This window comes from Hymenobacter daeguensis (assembly GCF_054780555.1).
In genome coordinates this window covers 53,273-78,011 of the sequence record NZ_BAAGWC010000007.1, presented here as the reverse complement: position 1 = coordinate 78,011, position 24,739 = coordinate 53,273, and the positions used below count along the sequence as shown (strand labels likewise).

The 24,739-nt window shown below is 60.7% G+C and carries 21 protein-coding genes; 4 read left to right on the top strand and 17 right to left on the bottom strand.

Going from position 1 to position 24,739, the window contains the following annotated elements:
• Positions 1–7 precede the first annotated feature (7 nt).
• The gene (locus ACYVHT_RS10215) at positions 8–1,360 is read left to right on the top strand and encodes a hypothetical protein (protein ID WP_460550732.1); all 1,353 of its coding nucleotides are present in this window, start codon (positions 8–10) and stop codon (positions 1,358–1,360) included.
• On the opposite strand, the gene ACYVHT_RS10210 is transcribed toward ACYVHT_RS10215, so the two are convergent.
• From ACYVHT_RS10210 to ACYVHT_RS10145, 14 genes are all read right to left on the bottom strand, one after another.
• Positions 1,357–2,427 carry a glycosyltransferase family 4 protein gene (locus ACYVHT_RS10210; protein ID WP_460550729.1) on the bottom strand — a complete coding sequence of 357 codons (1,071 nt, stop codon included), beginning with the start codon at positions 2,425–2,427 and terminating at the stop codon, positions 1,357–1,359. The genes ACYVHT_RS10215 and ACYVHT_RS10210 overlap by 4 nt on opposite strands.
• A gap of 66 nt (positions 2,428–2,493) precedes the next feature.
• Positions 2,494–3,666, bottom strand: coding sequence for a glycosyltransferase family 4 protein (locus tag ACYVHT_RS10205; RefSeq protein WP_460550726.1), 1,173 nt, complete (start codon positions 3,664–3,666; stop codon positions 2,494–2,496).
• A gap of 38 nt (positions 3,667–3,704) precedes the next feature.
• Positions 3,705–4,979, bottom strand: coding sequence for a glycosyltransferase (locus tag ACYVHT_RS10200; RefSeq protein WP_460550723.1), 1,275 nt, complete (start codon positions 4,977–4,979; stop codon positions 3,705–3,707).
• A 122-nt stretch (positions 4,980–5,101) separates the two neighbouring features.
• Entirely contained in the window at positions 5,102–6,247 is a 1,146-nt protein-coding gene (locus ACYVHT_RS10195; RefSeq protein WP_460550720.1) for a glycosyltransferase family 61 protein, read from the bottom strand.
• A gap of 116 nt (positions 6,248–6,363) precedes the next feature.
• The gene (locus ACYVHT_RS10190; RefSeq protein WP_460550717.1) at positions 6,364–7,551 is read right to left on the bottom strand and encodes a glycosyltransferase family 4 protein; all 1,188 of its coding nucleotides are present in this window, start codon (positions 7,549–7,551) and stop codon (positions 6,364–6,366) included.
• A gap of 107 nt (positions 7,552–7,658) precedes the next feature.
• Positions 7,659–9,167, bottom strand: a complete 1,509-nt coding sequence (locus ACYVHT_RS10185) for an MATE family efflux transporter (RefSeq protein ID WP_460550714.1) — start codon at positions 9,165–9,167, stop codon at positions 7,659–7,661.
• A gap of 126 nt (positions 9,168–9,293) precedes the next feature.
• Positions 9,294–10,241, bottom strand: a complete 948-nt coding sequence (locus ACYVHT_RS10180) for a glycosyltransferase family protein (RefSeq protein ID WP_460550711.1) — start codon at positions 10,239–10,241, stop codon at positions 9,294–9,296.
• A 172-nt stretch (positions 10,242–10,413) separates the two neighbouring features.
• Entirely contained in the window at positions 10,414–11,736 is a 1,323-nt protein-coding gene (gene rfbH / locus ACYVHT_RS10175; RefSeq protein WP_460550708.1) for a DegT/DnrJ/EryC1/StrS family aminotransferase, read from the bottom strand.
• A gap of 71 nt (positions 11,737–11,807) precedes the next feature.
• Positions 11,808–13,535 carry a thiamine pyrophosphate-binding protein gene (locus tag ACYVHT_RS10170; protein WP_460550705.1) on the bottom strand — a complete coding sequence of 576 codons (1,728 nt, stop codon included), beginning with the start codon at positions 13,533–13,535 and terminating at the stop codon, positions 11,808–11,810.
• Between the two features lie 35 nt (positions 13,536–13,570).
• Positions 13,571–14,488: an NAD-dependent epimerase/dehydratase family protein gene (locus ACYVHT_RS10165; RefSeq protein ID WP_460550702.1), complete on the bottom strand. Its 918-nt coding sequence runs from the start codon at positions 14,486–14,488 to the stop codon at positions 13,571–13,573.
• Positions 14,485–15,591, bottom strand: a complete 1,107-nt coding sequence (gene rfbG, locus ACYVHT_RS10160) for a CDP-glucose 4,6-dehydratase (RefSeq protein ID WP_460550699.1) — start codon at positions 15,589–15,591, stop codon at positions 14,485–14,487. Before rfbG ends, ACYVHT_RS10165 begins: the two co-directional genes overlap by 4 nt.
• Before the next feature lie 8 nt (positions 15,592–15,599).
• On the bottom strand, positions 15,600–16,373 hold the full coding sequence (gene rfbF, locus ACYVHT_RS10155; protein ID WP_460550696.1) for a glucose-1-phosphate cytidylyltransferase: 774 nt from the start codon (positions 16,371–16,373) through the stop codon (positions 15,600–15,602).
• 126 nt (positions 16,374–16,499) lie between these two features.
• Complete coding sequence (locus ACYVHT_RS10150) at positions 16,500–17,681, bottom strand: glycosyltransferase family 4 protein (RefSeq protein ID WP_460550693.1); 1,182 nt, start codon at positions 17,679–17,681, stop codon at positions 16,500–16,502.
• Positions 17,682–17,741: 60 nt separating this feature from the next.
• Positions 17,742–18,695, bottom strand: coding sequence for an NAD-dependent epimerase/dehydratase family protein (locus ACYVHT_RS10145; RefSeq protein ID WP_460550690.1), 954 nt, complete (start codon positions 18,693–18,695; stop codon positions 17,742–17,744).
• Between the two features lie 193 nt (positions 18,696–18,888).
• Here ACYVHT_RS10145 and ACYVHT_RS10140 point away from each other — a divergent pair, with 193 nt between their 5' ends.
• Genes ACYVHT_RS10140 through rffA form a run of 3 tightly spaced genes read left to right on the top strand, consistent with a single transcriptional unit; the run spans position 18,889 to position 21,756 of the window.
• Positions 18,889–19,842 carry a glycosyltransferase family 2 protein gene (locus tag ACYVHT_RS10140; protein WP_460550687.1) on the top strand — a complete coding sequence of 318 codons (954 nt, stop codon included), beginning with the start codon at positions 18,889–18,891 and terminating at the stop codon, positions 19,840–19,842.
• Between the two features lie 6 nt (positions 19,843–19,848).
• On the top strand, positions 19,849–20,580 hold the full coding sequence (locus ACYVHT_RS10135) for a GNAT family protein (protein ID WP_460550684.1): 732 nt from the start codon (positions 19,849–19,851) through the stop codon (positions 20,578–20,580).
• A gap of 30 nt (positions 20,581–20,610) precedes the next feature.
• Complete coding sequence (rffA, locus tag ACYVHT_RS10130; protein ID WP_460550681.1) at positions 20,611–21,756, top strand: dTDP-4-amino-4,6-dideoxygalactose transaminase; 1,146 nt, start codon at positions 20,611–20,613, stop codon at positions 21,754–21,756.
• 20 nt (positions 21,757–21,776) lie between these two features.
• Here the strand turns inward: rffA and ACYVHT_RS10125 are convergent, their stop codons facing one another.
• Genes ACYVHT_RS10125 through ACYVHT_RS10115 form a run of 3 tightly spaced genes read right to left on the bottom strand, consistent with a single transcriptional unit; the run spans position 21,777 to position 24,729 of the window.
• A complete protein-coding gene (locus tag ACYVHT_RS10125) occupies positions 21,777–22,706 on the bottom strand; it encodes a glycosyltransferase family 2 protein (protein WP_460550678.1) in 930 nt (309 codons plus the stop codon).
• Positions 22,707–22,734: 28 nt separating this feature from the next.
• On the bottom strand, positions 22,735–23,838 hold the full coding sequence (locus ACYVHT_RS10120) for a DegT/DnrJ/EryC1/StrS family aminotransferase (RefSeq protein ID WP_460550675.1): 1,104 nt from the start codon (positions 23,836–23,838) through the stop codon (positions 22,735–22,737).
• Between the two features lie 9 nt (positions 23,839–23,847).
• The gene (locus ACYVHT_RS10115) at positions 23,848–24,729 is read right to left on the bottom strand and encodes a hypothetical protein (protein ID WP_460550672.1); all 882 of its coding nucleotides are present in this window, start codon (positions 24,727–24,729) and stop codon (positions 23,848–23,850) included.
• Between the last annotated feature and the right edge of the window lie 10 nt (positions 24,730–24,739).

Below are 24,739 nucleotides of genomic sequence, written 5' to 3'. Positions count from 1 at the left end.
GGTCAGAATGGAATTAAAAGACCTTTATATAACGCCCTTCTACCTGGCAATTATTTACCTGATTGCCTATTCGCTACGCGCTTCCGTTACCAACGTTTACACCAGAAAGTATTTTATTCCGGCGCTATCGGTTAAGCTTATCGGGGCCATTGCGCTGGGCATTCTATATCATACCCTCTACGGCGGCGATACCAATAACTACTATCGTCAGGCTGGCATCGTGTACAATGCCTTTTTCGATTCGTTTGCGGCGGGCTGGGAGTTGGTCACCACTGCAGGCGATGAAACCCCTGCCATCAGCAAATATGTGGCTCAGCTTACCTGGTTCGGGCACGGCAGCAACGAGTACTTCGTCATTAGGGTAGCGGCCGTATTTGCGCTGCTTTCCTTTGATACTTACACAGTTATTGCAATAATGTTTGCGGCGGTTACGTTCACCGGCATGTGGGCGATGTACATGACGTTTGCCAAAATCCGGCCGCAGGCGTACAAGGAGCTTGCCACTGCCGTCTTTTTTCTGCCGTCGGTGTTTTTCTGGGGCTCGGGCTTGCTGAAGGATTCACTTTGTCTGGGCGCGCTGGGCTGGCTTTTCTATGCCTTTTACCGCGGGGCGATTGAGCGGAAGAATATCCTGCGCTGCGTGTTGCTGGGGGCAGGTGCTATCGGGGTGATTTTCGCCATGAAGATTTACATTCTTCTGGCTTTTCTGCCGCCGGCCCTGCTATGGGTCTTCAACGAAAGTACCCGCGACATCAGCAACACGGCCGTGCGCTGGCTGGTAAAACCGCTGTTTCTGGGAGTGGGCGCGCTTATTGCCGTTTACGCCATTGCCCAGCTCTCGGCGGCCGACGCCCGCTTCAATATCGACAACATTGGGGCTCAGAGCAAGCTCACGGCCGACTACCTGCAGCAGGTAAGTAAAACCGAACAGGGCTCGGGCTACAACATCGGGGTGCAGGACGGAACCATCGGCAGCATGGTAAAGCTGGCCCCGCAGGCCATTATCGTTTCGCTGTTTCGGCCGTTTCTGTGGGAGGCCCGCAACCCAACCATGGCCCTTTCGGCACTCGAAGCCACCTATTTTCTGTTCCTCACCCTGCGCATATTCTGGCGCGTGGGGTTCTTCAAAACGTTGAAAGCCATCAGCAGCATGCCGATACTAACGCTTTGCTTCGTTTTCAGCCTGATTTTTGCGATTTCCGTGGGGATTTCCAGCGGCAACTTCGGCACGCTGGTGCGCTATAAAGTCCCGCTGATGCCGTTCTACCTCGCGGGCCTCTACATCCTGCAAAGCGCAACAGTAAGCGCGGCCAAGCCCAAACGCCAACAACTCACAGCCCGGCAGCTGGCCCGTGCTTAAGCAAACAAGCCCAAAAAGTTAGCTGTGTTGGCATGTACCGAGTAGCGCTGCTCGATGGTGGTACGGGCGGCCGCCCCCAGACGCTGCCGCAGGCTGGCATCCTGCAATAGCTGGCGCAGGCTGGCTTCCCACTCTGCCGGCGTGGCGCACACAAAGCCGTTCTGGCCATGCTGCACCACTTCCGTGTTCATGCCAACCGGCGACACGAGCGGCGGCACACCCAAGGCCATGTACTGCAGGGCCTTGAAGGCACACTTCCCTTTGGCCCAGGGGTCATCTTCCAGCGGCATCAGGCCCACATGGAAGCCGAGCAGGTCGGCGATTTCCGTGTCTTTGCGCCAAGGCAGGAAAACCAGGGAGCGCAAGGGCAGATTGGGCGGCTGGTTGGAGATAACCCGGAACTCAAAATCCAGTCCCTCCGCCTCCAGGCGGGCCAGCACGGGCACTACCTGGTCGAGGTATTTGAGGGTGGAATGGGTACCGGTCCAGCCAATGACGAGGCGGCCGGGAGCAGCCTGGTCGCGCACTTGGTTGTGCAGATGCACCGTGTCGATGGTGGTTGGGTTGACCACTGCCCGGGGGTTGAACTGCCGGGCATAATCGGCCAGATAGGCATTGCCGCAGCTGTTTTTGTAGGCCCAGCGGCAGATGTCGGCCACTTTGTGGTGCCACTTCACCCCGGCGGCAATCTTATTGGCCTCGGAAGTATTGGCCAGCCAGATGGCATCGTCGAAATCGTAGATGATTTTCTTGCCGAGCACCCTGGCAATCAGCCATTCGAACACGGGCGGGCCCACCGGCGCGGCCTCCCGGTGCACAAACACGAAATCATACTTCGGCACCGAAAACAGCAGCTTGGCCCGACGCAGAAAACCACCCAGAATACCCATCGCCTTTGCGGCAGCCTGCCCGGGCTTGTAGAGAATGTCCCAGGTTGCCACCGATATAAACGGCGCCAGGTGATATTGATGGCCCGCCGCCGTCAGCAAACCGAGGTATTGTTCGAAACGAAAGCGCTGCGAGGGAGCCCGGCCGGGCGGATAAGGCACTAGAAACAGAATACGCACGAGCGAATAGGCTTTGGAAATAAACCGCAAAGGTACGCCGCGCGGCAAAGGCGACGGCAAGGCCCATCAGGCCGGCAAAGGGCCGATGAGGCGCTGGTAGCACGCCGCAAGCAGCTCATAGGTACCGGCAGGGGCAAATTTTGTCCGCACAAATTGGCGGCTGGCTTTTGAGAATTGCTGCCGCAACGCCGCATCGGCGGCCAGCCGGACGATGGCGGCCGCCATGGCAGGCACGTCGCGGTTGGGTACCAGCAGGCCGGACTGGCCGTTTTCAAACAGCTCGGCCGGGCCCCCACAGTCGGAGGCAATGAGGGGCACACCGTAGTACAGCGCATCGAGGCAGGTGAGGGAGAAGGACTCCGCTTCGGAGAAATTGAGCACGATGTCGTGCCCCTTCATGGCCGCTTCGGTATTCGCCGCGAAACCGTCAAACTGAACGGCATCCTGCAAGCCGGCTGCCCGGGCAGCCGCTTCCAGCTCCTGCCGAAACTCCTGGTTTTTAGCCATGCCCATGTCGCCGCCCACAAAATGCAGGCGCAGGCCCGGGTTTTGAGCATACGCAGTGCGAAACGCCGCCAGCGCCAGGTCCTGGCCCTTGCCCCGGATGTAGTTGCTGAGGTACAGCAGCCGCAGGGAGGCCGCCGGGCTGGTGCCAACGGTGTAGGGCGGCAGTTCCTCGCCCCGGGCAGGCAGCGGGTCGTACACGGTTTGCACGTGGGCATTGGTCGAAGCAAAGTAGCTCCGCACGGCCTCCGACACACACAATACCCGTTGAGCGGCGTGCTCGGCCAGCCAGCGCCACGGCCGCGCAAATAGCTGCGGCAACACCTGCGGCAGGAACCGCACGTGCGTGAGCACGGGCAGCTTTCCCAGGCTCAGCCAGCGGGCCACGTAGCCGGTCAGGTTGTAAAAGTCATTCATGTGCAGCGCCCGCGCGCCCTCCTGCCGCGCCAGTCGGCGCAGCCGCCAGCCATTGAGCAGCAGCATGGGCAGGTAGCGCAGCAAATCGGCCGGCCGTCGGCTGATTTCTACAAACGGCAGCTCGTGTACCCGGTAGCCATCGGCCTCCAGCACAGCGCGGCCGGTGCTGCCGGTGGGCAGCACGTACGCAAAATCGAATCGGTCGCGGAGCGGGCTGGTGGCGTGGCGCAGCGCATTGAGGGCACCGGTTACCGCCCGCGAGTTGTCTACGAGCAGAACCAGGGGCCGGACGGGAACAGCACGGGGAGTTGGGTTCATAGCAAATCGAAAAAGCCCTTGCCGCTAAGCACCGTTGCCTAACGTGCTTTGGCAGGCAATAAGCCGGAAATCAGCTTTTTCCATTGGGCAAAGATGTGCTCGGGCGTGAAATCGTTGGCGCGGCGGTGGGCAGCGACGGCCAGCTGCTCACGGGCCGGGGCATCGCGCAGCAGCTGGTCCAGGGTATCGGTCCAGCAGGCAATGTCGGCGGTGAGGCTGGCGGGCTGGTTCAGCATGGGCATCAGCAGGCCGAAATCGGCGCGCTCGGCGTGGCGCAGCGGCGTTTTGGGCGCGGCCGTGGTGGGGGCCAGCATTTCGCGGGGCCCGGTGGGGCAGTCGGTTGATACCACCGGAATGCCGCAAATCATGGCCTCCCCCAGGGCCATCGGATAGCCTTCCCAGGCCGAGGGAAACACAAACGCCGCCGCTGGCCGAATGTACTGGAAAGGGTTTTTCTGCATCCCCACGAAGTACACGTCGTAGTCCGGAGTCAATGCCTCGGCGGGCTGGCTCATGGCCTGGTACACCCGCAGGCCCAGCGCCCGGGCGTGGCTCACCAGCGGCTCGCGCAGCTCGCCATCGCCCACGAAGACCAGCTTGGCAGGCTGCCGCTTCAGCAGCGCCGCAAATACATCGAGCAGGGGAGCCTGGTTTTTCTGCACCGCCAGGCGGCCGGAGGTCACCAGCACCGGGGCGGCATCATACACGGCCTGCATGGCGGCATCGAGCGGCTTGCGGCTCAGTGCCCGCACCTGCTCTACCTCAAATGAATTATTGATGGCCAGCAGCTTAGCCTGGGGCACGCCGAATATCCCGGCCATTTCCGGAATAATGTCACGGCTCACGGTCACCACCTTGTCGGCCCGCTGGTAGAGCCGGGGCATCAGCACCTTCTTTCGCAGCCAGCCCACGGCCCCACTGATGTTGAGGTCGTGCACCTTGGACCCGTGAATGAGCAGCACCACTTTTTCGCGGCCCTTGCTGAGCAGATTAATATAGTCGGCCCCTTCCAGGTGGCTGATAGCCACGTCGCAGGCCAGCTCTTTTTTCAGCTGGCGCAGGCGCTGCACCCGCTGCCAGAAATTTCGGGCTTTGGCCAGGGGGCTGCCCCCACCGGGCACATCCAGGCTCACTACCGGGTTGCCGCTGGGGTAGAGGTCAGCATCGTCTTTATTGAAGACGACTTCCGTTACCTGATAGTCTTTGCTCAGCTCCACGCTGTGGTCGTGGAACACGCGCTGGGCACCGCCCAAGCCACGGTTTGGAATAATTAACAGCAGCCGGGGCCGGGTATCCGAATTGGTTGTCATCATTTGCAAAATCGGTGGCACAACTAGCTGGCGGCCAACTTTTGCCGCGCAGGCGTTGAAACGCCTTCCGGCACCCACCCGGGTTTGCCGCTTCTTAACTTTTGAAAATCAACGAGGCCGTGCGCTCAGGCAGGTAGCTGCGTCTTGCCGTACACGGGGGTGGGGCTGTTGTTGGCCAGCATCCGCACCACGGCTGCTTCCAGCTTCTGCAGGTCCACGGCGTAGTCTTTGCCGTTCTGCAGCTCGCCGCCCACCACTACGTCGTAGTAGCGCATTCCCATGGTATATGCCTGCCAGTAGTACAAGGGCATGAGGTAGTTGGCCGGCATTAGCTCGATGACCTGGCTGAACTCGGGGTTCATGTAGAACATCTGAATCATGCCCGCTCCGTGCAGGGCCACCATGTGTTCGGTTTCCTGAAAAAGCTGGGCCTGCTCGTCAATGGTGAGGTGCTCGGCCAGCACCATCTCGAAACCGTGCCGCTGAAGCATGGCCCACACCTCGTCTTCGTTGGTGAGGTAGCGGGTATAGAGCTTGCGGTCGCGGTTCAGGAATACGCGGCGGTGCGGGCGGCTTTCGGGCATTTCATACAGCTGGCGCATCTGGCGCCAGGTTTCCTTGCTGAAATGCAGTGCCTGCATTTTGTAGAGCTTGCCCACGCGCAGCCATTCGCCGGGCTCCACAATGCGCCAGTTCAGGCTCCGGAACTGGTGGCTTCTCTTATACAGGTACTGAAAAAAGGGCTGCTCGTACACGTAGCGGTTCACCAGCAGCGGCAGGTCGTGCGGCAGATTGGTACGGTCCCACACCGTGAGCGAACTGAGCGCATCCACAAAATGGTGGTAGTAGTTGCGCGTGGCCGAGCCATCGTACAGCACGGCTTTCTCAATGGGCTTGGCCGAGTTGCGATTAAGCAGATGCGGCATGATGTAGGGATATTGCCGGTCGTGCTTAAACACGACCGTTTGCTCTATCAGCTCATTGAAGCCCTTGGTGCCGAGCAGTCGCTCCGGCTCAATCAATACATCGTCGATGCCGATGACGTACTCGGTCTGGGTATTCCATTTGGCGCTGTCCTCGGCAACGAAAGCGCTGAAAACCGGGTCGTCAAACTCCGTAGGCAAATTATCGAACACGTTTTCCTGCCGCATGAGCAGCTGCTCATGCACCGAGTCGTCGCTGCGAATCTGCCAGAACCGGGCGGCAATCTTACGCCCCAGGCCGGTACGCCATAAAACGAAGCGGGTAAAACGGGTTAAAATATTTTGCATATACACATTTAGACTTAACAGAAACCGGTGCAGCTGATACGCTTCAGGCCCGGCCGGTTAAAGTTGAAGAACAAAGATATTACACGATGGGAAGCCCGGCGCGTGGTCCCGCCGGCTTAGCCAGGCCGGTACATCTTTAAGTAGGCGGCTACGCAACGGTCCATCCGGAATTTTTCGAAGGCCCGCTCGGCCAGCTGGCTGTGCTGCCGCAGCAAGGCCGGGTCGAGCAGGTAAGCCCGCAGGGCAGCCGTAAGCTGCGCCGGGTCAGTCAGCCGCCAGTCGGCCTGGTCGAGCACTACCCCGGCCAGGCCCTGGTCGGTTTCCAGCATGGCAGGCACTTCACCAATACGGCTGGCAATCACGGGCTTGCCGCACGAGAGATATTCGGCAATGGAATTGGGCAGGCTTTCGGCGTGGAAATAGCTGGGCAGCAACCCCACATCAAACAAATCGACCCAATCGATGGGATTACGCGAGAAGCCCGTGAAATGCAGCCGCGGATGCGGATACTGCGCCCGTAAGCCGGTGAGGTAGTCGCTGTCGCCCACCAGCACGAGGTGCAGGTTTTCGAAGGCTTCGCTCAGGGCCAGAAAAGAGTCGATGGCGTGCTGCCAGCCTTTCTCTGGGATGCCCCGCGCCACCATACCCGCCACAAAGGCATCGGCCGGAATGCCCAGCCTTTGCCGGGTGTGCTCCGCTTTGGCCGCCGAAAACTGCCCATCGAACCCATTATAGATTTTTGCATGGGGCAGGCTGGCCAGGGGCCGCACGCCCGGCTGCCGGAAAATTTCCAGGTTCTTGTCGGTCAGGTACACCACGCTGGCCGCGTGCTGCAGGGCGTAGTTGCCTTTGGGCGTCACTTCGGGCGCATCAGCTTTGTGCAGAAACAGCTCGTAGCAGCCGTGCATGGTAATAACCAGCGGAATATTCAGCCCTTGCAGTGCCCTGGCGGCCGCATAATCGGCCTTGATGGTGTGCGTGTTCACCACATCGGGCCGCAGGCGCTCGATGGTCTGGCGCAGGTGCCGTATCAGCTGGGTTTCGCGCCACGAAGAGGTGAAGCCGAAGCGGCGGCGCAGGCCGTCGGCTTTGCGCAGGGCAGTATCGGCTACGCCATTGCCGCCAAAGGCAATGACCGGCACATCGGGGGCCAGCTGGCGCACCAGGTCTTCGTTGGTATGGTGAGCGTAGTGGCTGTAGAGATGGACGCTGTGCCCGGCCGCGTGCAGCGCCTGCGCCAGCCGGAGAACGAAGGTTTGGGCACCGCCGGTGCGCAGGTCCTCCACCGTAAGCAGGATTTTCATAGTCTGTCAACAAATTTTGGTTGGTCGCTATCAGCCAGCACGTTTCGTCAATTGCGTTGAACAACACCCGCAGCCTGCCAAAAAAGTTCTGGCGATGGCGTTCCGGCTTAGGCCGTCACCAGCAGGTAGCGGCGCAACGGCGCAGGCACGTAGGTGGCAAATGGCGTGCGCAGGAAAAGCAGCCAGGTAAATGCCGTGAGCAGCAGCGTAGCCACGGTTCCGACCGCCCCAAACAGCCACAGCGAGTCGGGCAGTACCTGGCGCACGCCCCATACCAGGCCATAGATGGCCGCCCCCGCCAGACTTATGCCTATCAGCGGCCGCACCACGGCCCCCATGATGGCTCCCAGCGTCAGGTCCAGATGTTTTTTCAGCAGGTAGGGGGTGTACCACACCGAGGTGAGCAGCGAAGCCACCAGCGTACCAATCAGCACGCCCGGCAGCCCAATGCGATGCCCGAGGAATATGGACAGCGTGATGTTGATGGGAGCCTCCACCAGGCCCATCAGGCTTATGGAACGGGTAATGCCCTTGGCGTAAAGAAACGAAGACCCGGTCCGCACCAGCGTTTGCTGCACCGTAATGCCCAGCGCGAGCACCAGCACCAGCTTGCCGGCAAAGAAACTAGGCCCTACCCAAAGGGCGATGAACCAGCCATTCAGGCTCACGATGAGCCAGAACAAGAGCATACACAGGGCTGTCACCAGCACCAGAATGCGCTTGTATTGCACCAGGGCCTGCTCCTTCGTTTCCCGGGTAGTGATTTCCATCAGCGCGGGCGTAGCATTGTCCATCACTTTGGCAATGAGGCCCATGGCTATTTCCGGAATGCGCGTAGTAAGCGAAAACACCGATACGGCTGCCAATGAGATAATCTGCCCGATGACCAGGCGGTCGGTCTGCATGATAATCAGGCCGGCCACTCCGTTCACAAACAGGAAAATGCCATAGTTGAAAAGCTCGCGCAACAGCTTCGCATCGAAATAACGGAACGTTATGCGCAGGTGCGGGTAATAGCGTCGCAACAGCACAAACTGCACAACTCCGTTTGCAATCAACTGAAAGAATGCACTATACACAAATGACCACAGCCCGCCCCCAAAATACAGAAACACGACGGTCAGAATAGTGCCCGATAGGGTAACCACGAAGGTGGCGGTGCCAATCAGCGTTTGGCGGTGGTGCGCAAAGAAGAGCCCGCCCGTACCGCGCTGCAGAAACTGCAGGCCGGCATACAAACCCATCCAGCAGATAATGGGCACGGCATCCGAAGCCAAATCGGGGCGGAGGTGGTAGATGCTTGGCACAAACGGCGCAAAGAAAAACGCCGCAATGGTGACCACCAGCCCCAAAACGCCCGCTGCAATAGTGCCCGTGCTCAATACCTGGTTCACCATGAACGTATTGTGCTCATCGTCGCCGCGATACATGGCCAGCTGCCGGATAACGGCGGTTCCGATGCCAAAATCGAAAGAGCCTAAATAATTGGTTATCTGAAAGAACAGGATAGACAGGCCATACGCATCCTTGTCCAGATACCGCAGCATCATGGGGGTACTGACAATGGATACCATCATGGAAATGATGGTAAACGCCTGCGAGGAAATAGTACCCATTAGCGCGGAACGGCTACGGGAAACGGAATTGGCCATAGGTAGTCATGAAACGGTGCGGGCATCGCCGGGGCGCGCGGCACATAAACGGGGAATGTGGCCTTCAGCCGCCACGCAATTCGCAGCTCGTTATTTTCTGAGTTTTTTTAGCCAGTCGAGAGACGACGGCGACAGGTTCTTTTTCAGGTATGAGCGCAGCTCTTGCGACTTCTCCTGGAAGAAGGTTTCATTCTCGCCGGCATATACCAGCTGCTGTTTAGCTAGCCGCACGATATCAGCCAGATAGTTTTTTTTGTGCAGGTCCAGCCGATTGAACAGGTTCACCATGCCCAGCTTGCTCACCACTATTTCGCGGAGGTAGAGTTTCGCCGTGAGGGTTTTGGCATCGTTGCTGGCGTGCAGCCGGTACGAAACCAACGGTTTATTAATGAAATAGAAATCGCCGAACAATGCCACGCGCATCCACAAATCCCAGTCGCAGATGTAGCGCAGCTGGTTGTTGAATTCCAAGCCGTGCTTCAGCAGCAATTCCCGCCGCATCAGCACGGCCGGCATCGAGACGAAATTCCAATTGTAGTACAGGTAATGAAACGCCCGGCTTTTGTCCATTAACGGCTGGGCTACTATTTCCTGCCACATGCTGGCCATGCCGGGGTGGCGGGCAGCCCAGTGGCTGGGAGCTGTCACCGTACCATTGCCATCAATTACATTGATATCGGAATGCACGAGCCCGACGCCTGGATACTGCTCCATGACGGCCACACGCAATTCCAGATTTTCCGGCACCATGGTGTCATCGTCGGAAAATACGTAAACGTATTTGCCTTTCGCCAGCCGCAGGGCTTTGTTATAGTTATTAACCGGCCCGATGTTAACGGCATTTTTAACGTAAACAATCCGGGGGTCGTTAATAGCGGCGACTACCTGCTCCGTATCGTCGGGTGAGCAGTTATCGGTAATAATAATTTCAAAATCCTGAAAGGTCTGAGCTAAAATACTCGCAATGGTATCCTGAATAAGCTGCCTGCGGTTGTAAGTAGGCACTAATACGCTTACCTGGGGAATGTGCTCAGTCATTAGCTTGCTTTATTTATTCTGAAAATGGCGTTAGTGATAAAGAATGAATTAGCCTGCCGGAATGCTCCTGCTATCCACCAAGTATTAGACCTCACCTAAGCGAATGTGCTCGGGTGAGGTCTAACGCTTTTAGGGACGAAAAAGACGGCTTGCAAGCCCAGTCATAGTATAATTAGCGCGAAGCAAGGAACTGGCCGATTACCTCTACAATGTAGTCGTAGTGCACTTCCTGCAGGCCGGGCCACACGCCCAGCCAGAACGAGCGGTTCATAATGGTGTCGGTGTTGGCCAGGTCGCCCACCACGCGGTGCTCAATGCCCTGGTAAGCGGGCTGGCGCAGCAGGTTGCCGGCAAACAACAGACGGGTGCCAATCTTGTGCTCTTCGAGGTACTCCACAATGTCCTGACGGCTCAGCGGGCTGTCGTCGCGCAGCGTGATGAGAAAACCAAACCAGCTCGGGTCAGCGCCTTCCGTGGCTTCGGGCAGAATGAAGTGCTCTTCAAACTGCTTCAGCTTCTGGTACAGCATGGCGTGGTTTTCGCGGCGGCGCTGCACGAAGTGGTCGGCTTTGGTGAGCTGGCTCAGGCCAATGGCAGCCTGCATATCGGTCACCTTCAGGTTGAAGCCGATGTGCGAGTAGGTGTATTTGTGGTCGTAGCCGTAGGGCAGCTCGCCCAGCTGCCAGCAGAAACGCTTGTTGCAGGTATTGTCTTTGCCGGGCTCGCAGTAGCAGTCCCGGCCCCAGTCGCGGAAGCTTTCGGCAATCATCTTCAACTTGATGTTGTTGATGAGCACCGCGCCGCCTTCGCCCATGGTGATGTGGTGGGCCGGATAGAACGACAGGGTGGCAAGGTCGCCGAAGGTGCCGGTTTTTTTGCCGTTGTAGGTAGCACCCAGCGAGTCGCAGTCGTCCTCAATCACCCACAGGTTATATTTCTTGGCCACGCGCATCACCTCGTCCAGGTTGAACGGGTTGCCCAGCGTGTGCGCCATCATAATGGCCTTGGTTTTGGGCGTCACGGCCTGCTCCAGTAGCTCGGCCTTGATGTTGTAGGTCGGAATGTCAACGTCGATGAACACCGGCACGCAGCCGAACTGAATCATCGGATTGACCGTGGTGGGGAAACCGGCAGCCACCGTAATAATCTCGTCGCCGGGCTTGATGGCGCGGTCGCCCAGTTTGGGCGAAGTCAGGGTGTAGAAGGCCACGAGGTTGGCCGACGAGCCCGAGTTGACCACGATGGACGACTTGCAGCCGAACCACTTGGCCAGCTTCTGCTCGAATTTCGGGCCGAAGCGGCCGGTTGTCAGCCAGCCGTCGATGGTGGCATCCACGCCGTACATCAGGTCATCTACGTCCAGCACCTTGCCGGTTACCGGGATGTAATCCTGGCCGGGCACGATGGTTTTGGTGACATTGGGTAGAATAGCTTCCTGAAGCTGAGCCTCCAGCGCCTCGTTAATATTCTTGTATTTGGTTTCCTGTTTTTGCATGTAGCAGTCGGCTTATTGGTGCCGCAAAGGTAAGGTGATTTGAGTAGCAGGCTTTTCAGCAGGCAGAAGAATCAGGTGCCTTCCATTTCCAGTGGCTTCACGAAGGGCTCCATCTGGGTGATGGGATGGCCAAAGGCAATCTTGGGGTAGCAGTTGGTATGCGAGTCAACCATCACTTGCAGCAGGGCAGGCTGCTGCGGGTCTTGCCAGAGCCAGGCCGAGGCCTCGTCCAGCTTAGCCGGGTCGCTTACCGAAAGAGCAGGAATTCCGTAAGCTTCGGCAATCTTGATAAAATCAGGGGCACTGTATCCCCAGAACGTGCTTTGGTAACGGCCCTCGAAGTACGAATCCTGAAACTGCCGAATCATGCCCAGGCAGTTGTTGTTCACCACCACCATTTTAACGGGCAGCTTGTGGTGGGCAATGGTCTGGATTTCCTGAATATTCATCTGAAATCCGCCGTCGCCGGCAATGACGACGACCGGCTTGCGGCCCGTAGCGAAGCACATGCCCAGCGCTGCGGGCAGCGCATAACCCATGCTACCCAAGCCGCCAGAAGTCAGAAATAGCTGGTCGCCCGTGAGCTCCAAGCTCTGAGCGGCCCATTGCTGGTGGTTGCCCACATCGGCCACATAGCCGGAGCCCAGGCCGGGCTTCGACAGCGCATGCATGAACTCGTTGGGGTTGATGCCTACCAGATTGGGGTGCTCTTTGGTATCAGCCCATTCGGTTTGCAGGTCGCGAAGTTCGGTGGTCCACTCAGGGCGGGCCTCAAAATCGGTGGGGCTGTAGTACCGGTTGGCGGCGGCAAAGAAATCGGCCAAATCGGCCACAATGGGGCGGCAGCCTACCACGCGGTTGTTGATTTCCCCCGGGTCACAATCGACGTGATAGATAGCGCGCCCTTCTTTGAAGAACTTGGTGTCGGGGCCGGTCTGGCGAATGTCGAGGCGGGCACCGAGCACGAGGATAAAGTCGCTCAGGCCAATGGCCATGTTGGCCCAGCGGTTGCCGTAGGAGCCGATGTAGCCCACGCGCAAGGGGTCGTCATACGTCATGGCATCCACTGCCAGCAGCGAGGCGACTACAGGCACCTGCACCATTTTGGTGAACTGACGGAACGCCTCTACCTGAAACGCCGAGCGCACGCCCCGGCCCACCAGAATCAGCGGCTTTTTGGCGGCGGCCAGCGCTTGGGCCAACTCCTCCAGCACTTCGGGCGTTAGCTCATTGCTCACGCCTTCGCGGACTACGCACTGGAAGCCATTGGCGGGCGGCGGAATGTCGCCCCGCTGCACGTTCATCGGAATGTCAATCAGCACCGGGCCGGGCCGGTCGCCGAGGGCCGTCCGGAAGGCATCTTCCAGCACCTGGGGTAGCTCCAGGGCATCTTTTACTTCGTAGCAGGCTTTGCACACGGGGCGGGCCATGCTCACAATATCGGTTTCCTGAAAGCCGAGCTGCCGGATGGCGCGGTCGCCCTTCTGCTCAAACGTATTGACCTGCCCCGTGATGAAGACACCGGGCACGGAATCGAAAAAACAGGAAGCAATGCCGGTAAGCAGGTTGGTGGCACCCGGGCCGCTGGTGGCCAGCGCCACGCCGGGCACGCCGGTCACACGGGCGTAAGCATCGGCGGCGAACGAAGCCGACTGCTCGTGGTGCATGCTCACGATGTCAATTTTCGTGAGCTGGTGCATGGAGTCGAGCATGTGGGTAATCATGCCGCCCGACATTTCGAAGACGGTATCGACGCCCTGAGCCTCCAGAAAATAGGCGATATAGTCAGATGCTTTCATACATTAAAGATAATTAGCAGGTCTTCAGCAACTGCTTAGGCCAATTGTTTAACAAAGTCGATGGAGGCAGCCAAAGCAACCGGTAGCGGCGTCTGTGCAATGGGCCCGAAGGCCTGCGCGAACTTCTCGGAGTTGCTTTCCATGTGCATCACCTGGCCGGGCCGGTAGGGCAAGGCACCGTAGTTTACAGGCGTAGCCGAACCGGTGAGCTCACGCAACGTGTCTACGATTTTTTTCAGCGAAGTGGCGTGATTGGCCCCAATGTTATAAACCCCGCTCAGGCCGGACGCCGCCGGTACGGTTTGCACAATGGCCCGCGCCAGGTCTTTCACAAACAGGTAGTCATACTGCTGTTCGCAACCGGTCAGGTCAGGCGTTTCGTGGCGGAGCAGGCTGGCGGCCACGAAGGAAACAAACCAGTGCTTGTCTTCGCGGGGGCCGAATACGGCAAACACCCGCAACCAGTACCATTCCAGGCCATGCGCCTGGCAATAGGCCTGCACCAGGGCCAGCGTGGCCACCTTCACCGCGCCATAAGCCGCTGTGGGCTGGGCCGGGCATGTCTCGTCGATACGGCCGTGGAAAGCACCATATTCGGCCTGAGAACCCAGGACGACAACTTTTTTGAGGGGCCCCTGCGCCAGTATCTGGAGCAGCTGCATGGTGAAGGTCAGGTTGCTCAGCTGGCTTTGCCAGTTGTCGCGCTGCCCCACGCCTACTCCCAGCCAGGCCGAGTGCACAAGATATTCGGCCTGCCAGGCCAGGAGCTGCTGCTCCCAATCGGGGGCGTCCAAGTTTATCCACGTCAGCTGGTCCTGAATAGCAGCCACCCGCCACGGGTCCGACTGCCCCCGCCGGAGCGCGGCCACTTCGTAGCCCTGGGCCACCAGCTCCTCGGCCAGATACGAGCCAATGAAACCAGTGGCCCCGGTCAGCACTACCCGAGGTTTCACGAGGCTGGGGCGCAATATGCCTCGATGTCAGCCTGCACCAGCTCGGCCGCCGGCTTGCCACCGGCCAGCTGCTTATACCAGGCAATGGTGTTCCGAATAGACTCGGCGGCGCTAAAGCGCGGGTTCCAGCCCAGCCCGTTGATGGCCTTGCTGATATCGAGCTTGAGCAAACCAGCCTCATGGGGCTGGCCGGCCAGTGCCGGCGTTTCGTAAGAGCCGGCTCCCCAGGCCTGCAGGGCAGTATCGGCCAGGGCACTTACGGGCAATGTATCCTGCAAATGCGGACCGAAGTTCCAGGCGCCGGTGTACTGCACCGGGTCGGTCGCCAGGCGCACGCCCAGCAGCAGATAGCCGCCAATGGGTTCCAGTACGTGCTGCCAGGGGCGCACGGCGGCCGGGTTGCGCACCTGCACGGGCTGGCCCTGGCCAAGGGCCCGCACAATGTCGGGGATAATCCGGTCCTTGGCCCAGTCGCCGCCGCCAATGACGTTGCCGGCGCGGCCCACGGCCACGCCTTTGCGGTGCCGCTCATAGTCGGCCGGGTTGAAAAAGGACTGGACGTAGCAGTTGATGACCAGTTCGGCGCAGGCTTTGCTGGCGCTGTAAGGGTCGTAGCCGCCCAGGCGGTCGGTTTCGCGGTAGGGGTACACCCACTCCTGGTTCTCATACACCTTGTCGGTGGTGATGAGCACGACGGTACAGGGCTTTTCCAGTCGCCGCACCGCATCGAGCAGGTTGGCCGTGCCGATGGCGTTGGTGGCGAAGGTTTCGACCGGAATATCGTAGGACAACCGCACCAGCGGCTGCGCAGCCAGGTGGAAAATAAAGTCGGGCTGAAAATCCAGCAGGGCTTTTTCCAAAGTGGCCCGCTCGCCGAGGTCGGCAATCACCGATTCGCACAGCGTGTCGCCCCCCAGCAGGGCATACAGGCTGGGTTCGGTTTCGGGCGCTAACGCATAGCCTTTTACCTGTGCCCCCAGCTGGTGCAGCCAGGCCAGCATCCAGGCCCCCTTGAAGCCGGTGTGGCCGGTGAGAAACACTTTTTTGCCGGCGTAGGTATCGCGCAGCTCGGCCCAGCTGAGGCCGGTGGCCGATTTTTTCACAGCCGCGCTTACCATATTTTCCAGGGCGCTTGCTTGCTGGTCCAGGCGGTGTCAAGCTCTACTTTGTCACGGAGCGTATCCATGGGCTTCCAGAAGCCGTGGTGCTTGTAGGCGTGCATCTGGCCGTCGCGGGCAATGCCTTCCATGGGGCCGCGCTCCCAGATGGTAGCGTCGCCTTCGGTGATGTAGTCCAGCACGCCGGGCTCGCACACGAAGAAGCCGCCGTTAATCCAGGCCCCGTCGCCCTTGGGCTTCTCGGCAAAGGAGTGAATGGCATCGTCGGGGCCCAGGTCGAGGGCGCCAAAGCGGCCGCTGGGCTGCACGGCAGTCACGGTGCAAAGCTTGCCCTGGGCTTTATGAAACTCCACCGACTCGCGGATGTTGACATTCGAAACGCCGTCGCCGTAGGTCAGCAGGAAAGGCTCGTTGTTGAGGTGGGGCTGCACGCGCTTGAGGCGGCCACCGGTCATGGTTTCCAGGCCGGTATCAACCAGGGTGATGTTCCAGGGCTCGGCGTAGCTGTCGTGCACCTTCAGGGAGTTTTCCTTCAGGTTGATGGTTACGTCGGACTTGTGCAGGAAGTAATTGGCAAAGTATTCTTTGATTACGTAGCCCTTGTAGCCCAGGCAGATAACAAAATCATTGTAACCGTGCGCCGAGTAGATTTTCATGATGTGCCACAGAATGGGCATATCGCCAATCTCAACCATTGGCTTGGGCTTGAGCACGGTTTCCTCGGAGAGGCGGGTACCGAGGCCTCCGGCTAGAATAACTACTTTCACAGGGTAAATTTTAAGGCTTAAGACAGAGAAAAGAGGTCAGAATGTCCAATTACTACCGTCAAAGGTAAGGCCCAAACCGATAACGGAGGTAGCCCTGCTTATTGGCAACGCTTACTTAACACCGTTCTATTCAGGCAATATACCCCTTGTTATCAGGGCATTGCGCAGCCCATTCGCCCAATGGTCCCAATTTAGAATGGCTTCGTATTGTTCACGGCTTTGCCTGCGCAGCTGCTGGTACAAGGCCGGGTCGGCCAGCACCTGTTGCATTTGCGCGGCAAAATCCTCGCCCGTTGCGGAGAGCGGGAGCATGTAGCCGTTCACGCCCGGCTGCACGAAGCTGGCAATGCCGCCCACGTCGGTTGTGAACACGGGCAGGCCAAAGGAGTTGGCATCGCAGAAGGCAATGGCCGCGCATTCGGCCCGCGAGGGCAGCAGGAAAAAGTCGGCCGTGCTGAACAGCTCGTGCAGCTGGTCGCGGTCGGCGGGCACGCCCATGTTCAGAAACGGAATGGTGCGGAAGCCGGGATTGGTATAGTTCTCGGGGTCGGGCGGGCGGCAGCCCACCACCGTGAGCGTGGCCGGAATGCCGCGCTTTTGCAGCGCCACCATGGTGTCGTAGGCAATGGCTCCGCCTTTGCGGCCCCATTCGCCGCCCAGCAGAAACAGCCGGCAGCTGCCATCGGGTGCGGGGGTGTGGTGCCGGGCCTGCTCGCGGGTGGGCGGGTCGGGGTAGTTGGAGCCGAAGGGGATGACGACAATCTTGTCGGCAGGAGTGCCGTAGTCGTCGCGGGCCGACTGCGCGGCCCAGTCGGAAGAGTAGCACACCAGGCTGGCCATGTCCTGGGCCCGCTTCTCGATGTAGTTGAGCTCTTTTTTGCTCACGGGCAGCAGCTGCGACAGGCCGGGGTAGAAGTCGATGAGCTGATTGAGGGTGGAGTCTTCGATGTACACCACCGGCACCTTGGTGCGCAGGTAGGCTATTTCGGTGAACGAGGCCGGGGCCACCAGCAAGTCGAAATGCTGCTTCGCCAGCTTGCGGCCGAAGATGCGGGCGTACCAGCGCGAAATAAATACGCTCCAGGAATAGTGGTAGCGCTTGCCGGTCAGGGGTTTCAGAATCCAGCTGTTGAGGCGGTCGCCCAGCGCAAAGGGCACGCGCAGCGTGACCGGCCCCAGGGCCACTACCTCGCCCATGTTGCGCTCCAGGGCTTTAAAAATGGAATAATGCACCCCCGACCAGGAACGGCGGTTCAGCGGGTCGGTGCTGGATATGAAGCCGATGCGCAGGCGTTTGCCAGTTATCATCACGAATAGAAATAGAATAGGAAGTAAGGCGCAATCGAAGCCTGAACTTGCCGGCCCGGATTATTTGCCGGCCGGCACGCGGGTGTAGTGCTGCACGTACCAGTCCCAGGTTTGGCGCAGGGCCTGGGCAAACGACTGCGACGGCTTCCAGCCGGTGTGGTCGTATATCTTGCTGATGTCGAGCACGTTCATCTTCACGTCGAACGGCCGCTCGGGCAGAATCCGGATTTGGGGCGTGATGCCCTGGGCCCGCGCCAGGGGCAGCAGCAGGTTCACCACCTGGCGGTTGCTGTGGCCCTCGCCGCTGCCGATGTTGTAGATTTCGCCGGGCTGGCCATCGACCAGCGCGGCCACGATGCCGCTGGCCATGTCGCGCAGGTGCAGGTAGTCGCGGATGGTGCCTTCGGTGCCGAAAATATCAATCGTGCGGCCGTCGAGCAGCGAGGCAATGGCCGTGCCCACGAAACCCTGCCCGGCATACACCCGCTGCCCCTCGCCGAAAGCATTGGCGGGCCGCACGCACACCACGGGCAGCTTGTTCATGTGGTAGTACATGTGGGCGTACTTCTCGATGGCCAGCTTGGTGATGCCGTAGGGCGAAATCGGGTTGGTAGAATGGTCTTCGTGCAGGGGCATTACGTCGGCGGGGCCATACACGGTGCCGCCCGACGACACCCACACAAACTTGCGCAGCGGCAGCCTGGCGGCCTGCTCGAACAGGCGCACGGCCTCGGGCAGGTTCACCAGAATGTCGTTCACCGGGTTCTGGAAGCTGGTGCCGGGCACGGTGGCATACGCCAGGTCAATCACCTCATCGACAGCGCTCAGGGTTTCCACCAGCCGCTCGGTGGTGGTGTCGGGCGGGTGCTGAATGTAGCGCACGGCGGCCGGCAGGTGCGGCGCATCGTCTTCGCGGCCCACTACCACTACCTGACGGTCGCCCCGGCGCAGGAGCTCCTCCACCACTATTTTCCCAATAAATCCGGCTCCGCCTATTACACAGGTAGTTAGCATATCAACGTTTATTGTTTCGGAGCGCGCGCGGTGGCGTGCCCATGTGCATTTGGGAAGCAAAGTTCGCGCATTATCAGCAGTCTTGGCGCAGTCATCGTTTTTGGCCCCGATACGGCAGTGGCGACCCACGCGGAAAGTGGCGCAGGCCATGAACCCCACAACGGAGTAATATTGCAGGTCCTTGTCCCTGTCCATGCCCGATTCGCCCGCTGCCGCTCCTCCCCTGCTCTCCGTCGTCAGCCCCGTGTACCGCGCGGCGCAGGTGGTTGATGAACTGGTGCGGCGGATTCAGCAGGCCGTGGAGCCGATAACGACGCACTACGAAATCGTGCTGGTTGACGACCGCAGCCCCGACGATTCCTGGCAGCATATTACGGCGCAGGCCCGGCGCGACAGCCGCGTCAGAGGCGTGCAGCTGAGCCGCAACTTTGGCCAGCACCGCGCCATCACGGCGGGGCTGGAACATTGCCGGGGCGAATGGGTGGTGGTGATGGACTGCGACCTGCAGGACCAGCCCGAAGAAATACCCCGGCTGCTGGCCGAAGCCCGGAAGGGCAGCGACATCGTTTTTGCCCGGCGCACCAACCGGCAGGACACCGCCCTCAAACGCCTGTCGTCCTGGGCCTTCTACCGAACGCTTTCGTACCTCACCGACACCCGGCAGGACCCTGCCGTGGCCAATTTCGGCCTCTACCACCGCCGCGTGATTGACGCCGTGCTGAGCCTGCGCGAAAGCATCCGCTACTTCCCCACCATGGTGCGCTGGGTGGGCTTCCGCACGGCCGAGGTGGCCGTGGCACACGCCGAGCGCCCCGAGGGCCGCAGCAGCTACCGCTTCAAGCAGCGGCTTTATCTGGCACTGGATGTCATTCTGGCGTATTCCGACAAGCCCCTGCGCCTGACCGTGAAACTGGGGCTGGTGATTTCGGCCGCGTCTTTTCTGATGGTTCTGGTAACGCTGTTTCGCTACCTGACGGGGCAGATTGTGGTGCTTGGCTACACCAGCCTGGTTATTTCCATCTGGTTTTTTTCGGGCCTGCTGCTTTCCGTGCTGGGCGTGGTGGGCCTGTACGTTGGGAAAATGTTTGAGCAGGTAAAAAACCGGCCGCTGTACCTCGTGGACCGCGCCGTGAACCTGGAACCCTGATACGCAATGGCCGACACTGACATCGAATTATTGGCCTGGGACAGCCAGTTTCTGGGCTTCGGCGTGGCGCGGCTGTTGCTGCACCGCCTCGCGGCAACGGCCTTACGGCAGCGCGTGGCCGATGCCCGGCAAGCCGGCCTGCGGCTGCTCTACCTGGTGTGCTCGCCCGATGACGCCCTCAGCAACGCTGCCGCCCGCGAGGCCGGCGCTACGCTGGTCGACCGCAAGGTCACGTTCGCTATGCCGATTGAGGCGGAGGCGGAGCAGCTGGCCGTATCCCCCAACATTTATCCGGCCACCGCTGCCACCGCGCCGCTCGAAAGCCTGGCGCTCCAGAGCGGTGAGTATTCGCGCTTTCGGCTCGATAAGCATTTTGCCCCCGGCACCTACGAGCGGCTCTATCGCCAGTGGCTGCACAACTCCCTGGCCCGCACCCTGGCGCGCGAGGTGTTGGTGTACCGGCCCGCTCCGGCCACGCCGGAGCTGGGCCTGCTCACGCTCGGCCTCAAGCAGGGCTGCGCCGATATTGGCCTGCTGGCCGTGGATGGCAGCAGCCGGGGCCGGGGCGTGGGCACGGCCCTGGTGCAGGCCGCCCGCCAGCTCACCGCTGCCTGGGGGCTGCCGGCGCTGCAGGTGGTTACGCAGCAGGACAACCGGCCCGCCTGCGCCTTCTACCAGCGCTGCGGCTTTCGCGTGCAGGCCGTGGAGCACCTTTATCATTTGTGGCTGCCGGCGTAGCTTCGGCCTGCTTTCTACCGTTTTTACCCGATGTCAACGTCCTCTCCCACGGCCATTCCCTTCAACAAGCCCTACCTGTCGGGGCCGGAAACGCGGTACATTGAGGAGGCGGTGCGCTCGGGCAAAATTTCCGGCGATGGCCTGTTTACCAAGCGCTGCCATGCCTTTTTCGAGCGGCGCTTCGGGTTTCCGAAGGTGCTGCTCACCACCTCGTGCACCGATGCGCTGGAAATGGCCGCCATCCTGCTCGATTTGCAGCCCGGCGACGAGGTGATTATGCCCTCCTACACGTTTGTCTCGACGCCGAATGCCTTCGGGCTGCGCGGGGCGCGCATCGTGTTTGCCGACAGCAGCGCCGACAATCCCAACGTGGATGCCAGCACGCTGGCCGGCCTCGTCACGCCGCGCACCCGCGCCATTGTGCCGGTGCACTACGCCGGCATTGCCTGCGACATGGACGTGATTGGGGCGGTGGCCCGGCAGCACGGGCTGGCCGTGGTAGAAGATGCGGCCCAGGCCATCGACTCGTACTACAAAGGCCGCCCGCTGGGCAGCTTCGGCGATTTGGCGGCCTTTTCGTTTCACGAAACCAAAAACATTATCTCGGGCGAGGGCGGTATGCTGGTGGTGAATGCCGCCCGCCACGCCGAGCGGGCCGAGATTATTCGGGAGAAGGGCACCAACCGCTCGTCGTTTTTTCGGGGCGAGGTGGACAAATACGGCTGGGTGGACATCGGCTCATCGTTTCTGCCGTCCGATATCATTGCCGCGTTTTTGTGGGCCCAGCTCGAGCATCTGGACCAGATTCAGCAGCGGCGCACCCACATCTGGCAGCGGTACTACGAGGCGTTGCTGCCGCTGAGAAACCAGGGCGTGGGGCTGCCGCATATTCCGGATTATGCGAGCAATAATGCCCATATTTTTTACATCGTCTGCACCAGCTACGAGGAGCGCACGGCCCTGCTGGCTGTGCTGAAAGCGCAGAACATTCTGGCTGTGTTTCACTACCTGTCGCTGCACAAAAGTGCTTACTACACGGCCCACAACCCCAGCCCGCACCTGCCCTGGGCCGACCACTATACCGATTGCCTGCTGCGGCTGCCGCTTTACTACGAGCTGAGCGAGCCCGAGCAGCAGCGCGTCATCGACACCATTCGGCGTTTTTACGGCGTGTAGGCCCGGCAAGCGGCGGCGGGCTACTCCAATACTTTTTTCACGACGTAGAGCGGGCGTTTGCGGGAGGCATCCAGCCCGCGCCACACATACTCGCCGATAACGCCCAACGCCACCATCTGAAAAGCCGACACGAAGAGCAGCACCACCATGAGGGTGGTCCAGCCGGCGGGCTCGTTGGGGTTCATCAGCCTGAGCCCGATGATGTAGAGCCCGTAGAGCAGGGCAATGCCGCCCAGCCCCAGCCCGAAGGCCGAGATAACCCGAATAGGGAAATAGGAAAACGCCAGCAGCGAGTCAATCAGCAGCTTAACCTTCTTCGAGAGCGTCCAGCGGGAAGTGCCTATCTCACGCTTTCGGCGCACGTACGGGATGTTCACGTAGGGAAACCCCAGCCAGACCATCAGGTAAAACACGTTGGAGTTGCGCTCCTGCAGGGCCACCACCTCGTCGTTTACCTGGCGGTCAAAAAACACGAAATCAAAGCCGCCATCGGGAATATTTTTCAGCGCCAGCCGCTTCATCAGCCAGTGAAACAGCTGGGCCAGCCAGCGCGCCGGGCCCGTTTCATGGCGGTCCTGCCGGTTGCCGATGACCAGCTTGAACCCCTGCTGCCAGTATGCATACATCTGCACCATGAGCTCGGGCGGGTCCTGCAGGTCGGCGGTGATGACGGCCCGGCAGTCGCCGGTAGCGTGGGCCATGCCCGCCACAATGGCGTTGTAGGAGCCCACATTGCCGGCCAGGTCCACAATTCTAATCCGGTTTGGGTGCTGCGCCTGCGCCCGGCGCAGAGCGCCCAGGGTATCGTCGGTCGAGCCGTCGTTCACGAACACGTACTCGAACGTGACTTCGGCGGGGAAGCGGGCCTCGTTGTCAATCAGCTCGCGCACCGTCACCGGAATGTTGTCCTCGTTGAAGTAGCAGGGAATAATAACGGAGAGCTTAGGCATAGGCAGGGCAAAGATGCAGCAAACGCCGCTAGCGTGGGCAGCTGCGAATGGCCGCCGCCACGGCCGCTACGTGGGCTTCGGTCATGCCCGGCCACAGGGGCAGGCTCAGGCAGGTAGCTGCCAGCGCTTCGGCAATGGGGAAGCTGCCGGCCGGCAGCTGCAAGGCCCGGTAGGCCTGCTGCAGATGCGGCGGCACCGGATAATGAATGAGCGTACCAATGCCCTGGCTGGCCAAGTGCTGCTGCAGCGCATCGCGCCGGGGCGTATGCACCACGTAGAGGTGGTAAACGTGCGTAGCCCCCGGTGCCACGGCTGGCAGGCGCAGGTCGGCAATGCCGGCCAGGGCCTCGCCGTACCAGGCGGCTACCTGCTGGCGCTGCTGCGTCCAGCGGGGCAGCTCGGGCAGCTTGGTGCGGAGCAGCGCGGCCTGCAGCTCGTCGAGGCGGGAGTTGTAGCCCACTACTTCGTTGTAGTATTTCTGCTGCGAGCCGTAGTTGCGCAGCACCCGCACGCGCTGGGCCAGGGCGGCATCGTTGGTCGTAATGGCCCCAGCATCGCCCAGCGCCCCCAGGTTTTTGCCCGGATAAAAGCTGGTGCCGTTGATGTGGCCGAAGCTCCCGGTAGCTTGGCCGGCAAACGCTGCGCCCTGCGCCTGGGCATTGTCTTCGACCACCAACAGGCCGTGCTCCTCGGCCAGGGTCATTATCTCGGTCATGCGGCAGGCCTGGCCGTAGAGGTGTACCGGCATAATGGCCCGCGTCTGCGGCGTGAGGGCAGCCCGAATGCGGGCGGGGTCGAGGTTGCTGGTGGCGGGGTCGGGCTCTACCGGCACGGGACGTGCGCCCACCTGCGTCGCGGCCAGCCAAGTGGCGATGTAGGTATTGGAAGGCACGATGACTTCATCGCCCGGCCCGATGCCCAGGGCCCGCAATGCCAGCACCAGCGCATCCAGGCCGTTAGCCACGCCCACGGCATGCGCCACCTGACTGAAAGCCGCGTATTCGCGCTCAAACGCCTCCACTTCTTCGCCCAGCACATACCACGCCGAGTCGTATACCCGCGCAAAAGCGGCCAGCATGGCGCTGCGCAGGGGCTGGTGCTGCGGGTCGAATGCCAGAAACGGAACCTTCATGCGGCAAAGTTACGCGCCGTGGCAGGCCAGCACGTGGCTGGTAGCGCCCAGCCGAAACCCCAGCTTCTCGCTCGTCCGGAATACGGCGTGGTTGGTGGCCTGCGTGGTCATCAGCACGGCTTCGTGCCCGAGCGCGCGGGCCCGCTGCAGGGTTTCAGCCACCAGCTTCAGGTGCCAGCCCCGGTTTGCCGGCCCCACGGCGGTGAGCAACACCCGCGACAGGCGCGTGTGCAGCGCCGCCGTGTCGCTGTCCAAGTCGCTGATAGCCAGAAAGGAATCGACCGCCAGGTCCGGCTCGTCGGGTACCAGCACGGTGGTGGCCAGGCCCGCGGCCACGGTGTTTTCGGCGTAGCGGCCCACGTAGGCATCGGCCTGCGCATCATCAACCCGGGCATCGGCATGCAGCCGGTCGTAAGGATTTCGGGCTGCTGCCGCAATCTGCCCGATGCGGGCGGCATCGGCCAGCGTGGCTGCCCGCACGGCATGGCGGGAGGCAACAAATGCCGGAAGCTGGTTGTGATAATACGTCAACCGGGTTTCCACCAGCTGCCAGCCGGCGCCCGTCAGCGCCTGAAGCAGCTGCACATCTTCGGCGGGCACCACGCTGAAGGCATAGAAGTGCTCGTGCCGCGCGCCCAACTGCTGCCGCAGCTCTGCGGCCGCCGCCACCAGGTCGGCGGCCGAAGCCCGGGCCTCAAAAAGCCCCGTAAAAATCCGGTAAGCGGGAGTGGCAAAGTATTCTGAGTCCCATTCCAGCCGATGCAGCAGCCAATAAATATCGCTCGGGCCCGTGCTGGTGCGCAGCACTTCCTCGGCCGGCGCCTGGCCCCAACGCGCGGCCCGGCCGGTGCCGAACAATTCCTGCTGGCGCTCCCGCGAAAGCTCCCGCAAAAAATAATAC

Bases quoted from the DNA above. Each gene is read 5' to 3' on its own strand.
- ACYVHT_RS10140 (WP_460550687.1), top strand. From the start codon at position 18,889: ATGCCCGATTCGCCCGCTGCCGCTCCTCCCCTGCTCTCCGTCGTCAGC.
- ACYVHT_RS10200 (WP_460550723.1), bottom strand. From the start codon at position 4,979: ATGATGACAACCAATTCGGATACCCGGCCCCGGCTGCTGTTAATTATT.
- ACYVHT_RS10190 (WP_460550717.1), bottom strand. From the start codon at position 7,551: ATGAAAATCCTGCTTACGGTGGAGGACCTGCGCACCGGCGGTGCCCAA.
- ACYVHT_RS10180 (WP_460550711.1), bottom strand. From the start codon at position 10,241: ATGACTGAGCACATTCCCCAGGTAAGCGTATTAGTGCCTACTTACAAC.
- ACYVHT_RS10195 (WP_460550720.1), bottom strand. From the start codon at position 6,247: ATGCAAAATATTTTAACCCGTTTTACCCGCTTCGTTTTATGGCGTACC.
- rfbH (WP_460550708.1), bottom strand. From the start codon at position 11,736: ATGCAAAAACAGGAAACCAAATACAAGAATATTAACGAGGCGCTGGAG.
- ACYVHT_RS10170 (WP_460550705.1), bottom strand. From the start codon at position 13,535: ATGAAAGCATCTGACTATATCGCCTATTTTCTGGAGGCTCAGGGCGTC.
- ACYVHT_RS10205 (WP_460550726.1), bottom strand. From the start codon at position 3,666: ATGAACCCAACTCCCCGTGCTGTTCCCGTCCGGCCCCTGGTTCTGCTC.
- ACYVHT_RS10120 (WP_460550675.1), bottom strand. From the start codon at position 23,838: ATGAAGGTTCCGTTTCTGGCATTCGACCCGCAGCACCAGCCCCTGCGC.
- ACYVHT_RS10215 (WP_460550732.1), top strand. From the start codon at position 8: ATGGAATTAAAAGACCTTTATATAACGCCCTTCTACCTGGCAATTATT.
- ACYVHT_RS10125 (WP_460550678.1), bottom strand. From the start codon at position 22,706: ATGCCTAAGCTCTCCGTTATTATTCCCTGCTACTTCAACGAGGACAAC.
- ACYVHT_RS10150 (WP_460550693.1), bottom strand. From the start codon at position 17,681: ATGATAACTGGCAAACGCCTGCGCATCGGCTTCATATCCAGCACCGAC.
- ACYVHT_RS10185 (WP_460550714.1), bottom strand. From the start codon at position 9,167: ATGGGTACTATTTCCTCGCAGGCGTTTACCATCATTTCCATGATGGTA.
- ACYVHT_RS10135 (WP_460550684.1), top strand. From the start codon at position 19,849: ATGGCCGACACTGACATCGAATTATTGGCCTGGGACAGCCAGTTTCTG.
- rffA (WP_460550681.1), top strand. From the start codon at position 20,611: ATGTCAACGTCCTCTCCCACGGCCATTCCCTTCAACAAGCCCTACCTG.
- ACYVHT_RS10145 (WP_460550690.1), bottom strand. From the start codon at position 18,695: ATGCTAACTACCTGTGTAATAGGCGGAGCCGGATTTATTGGGAAAATA.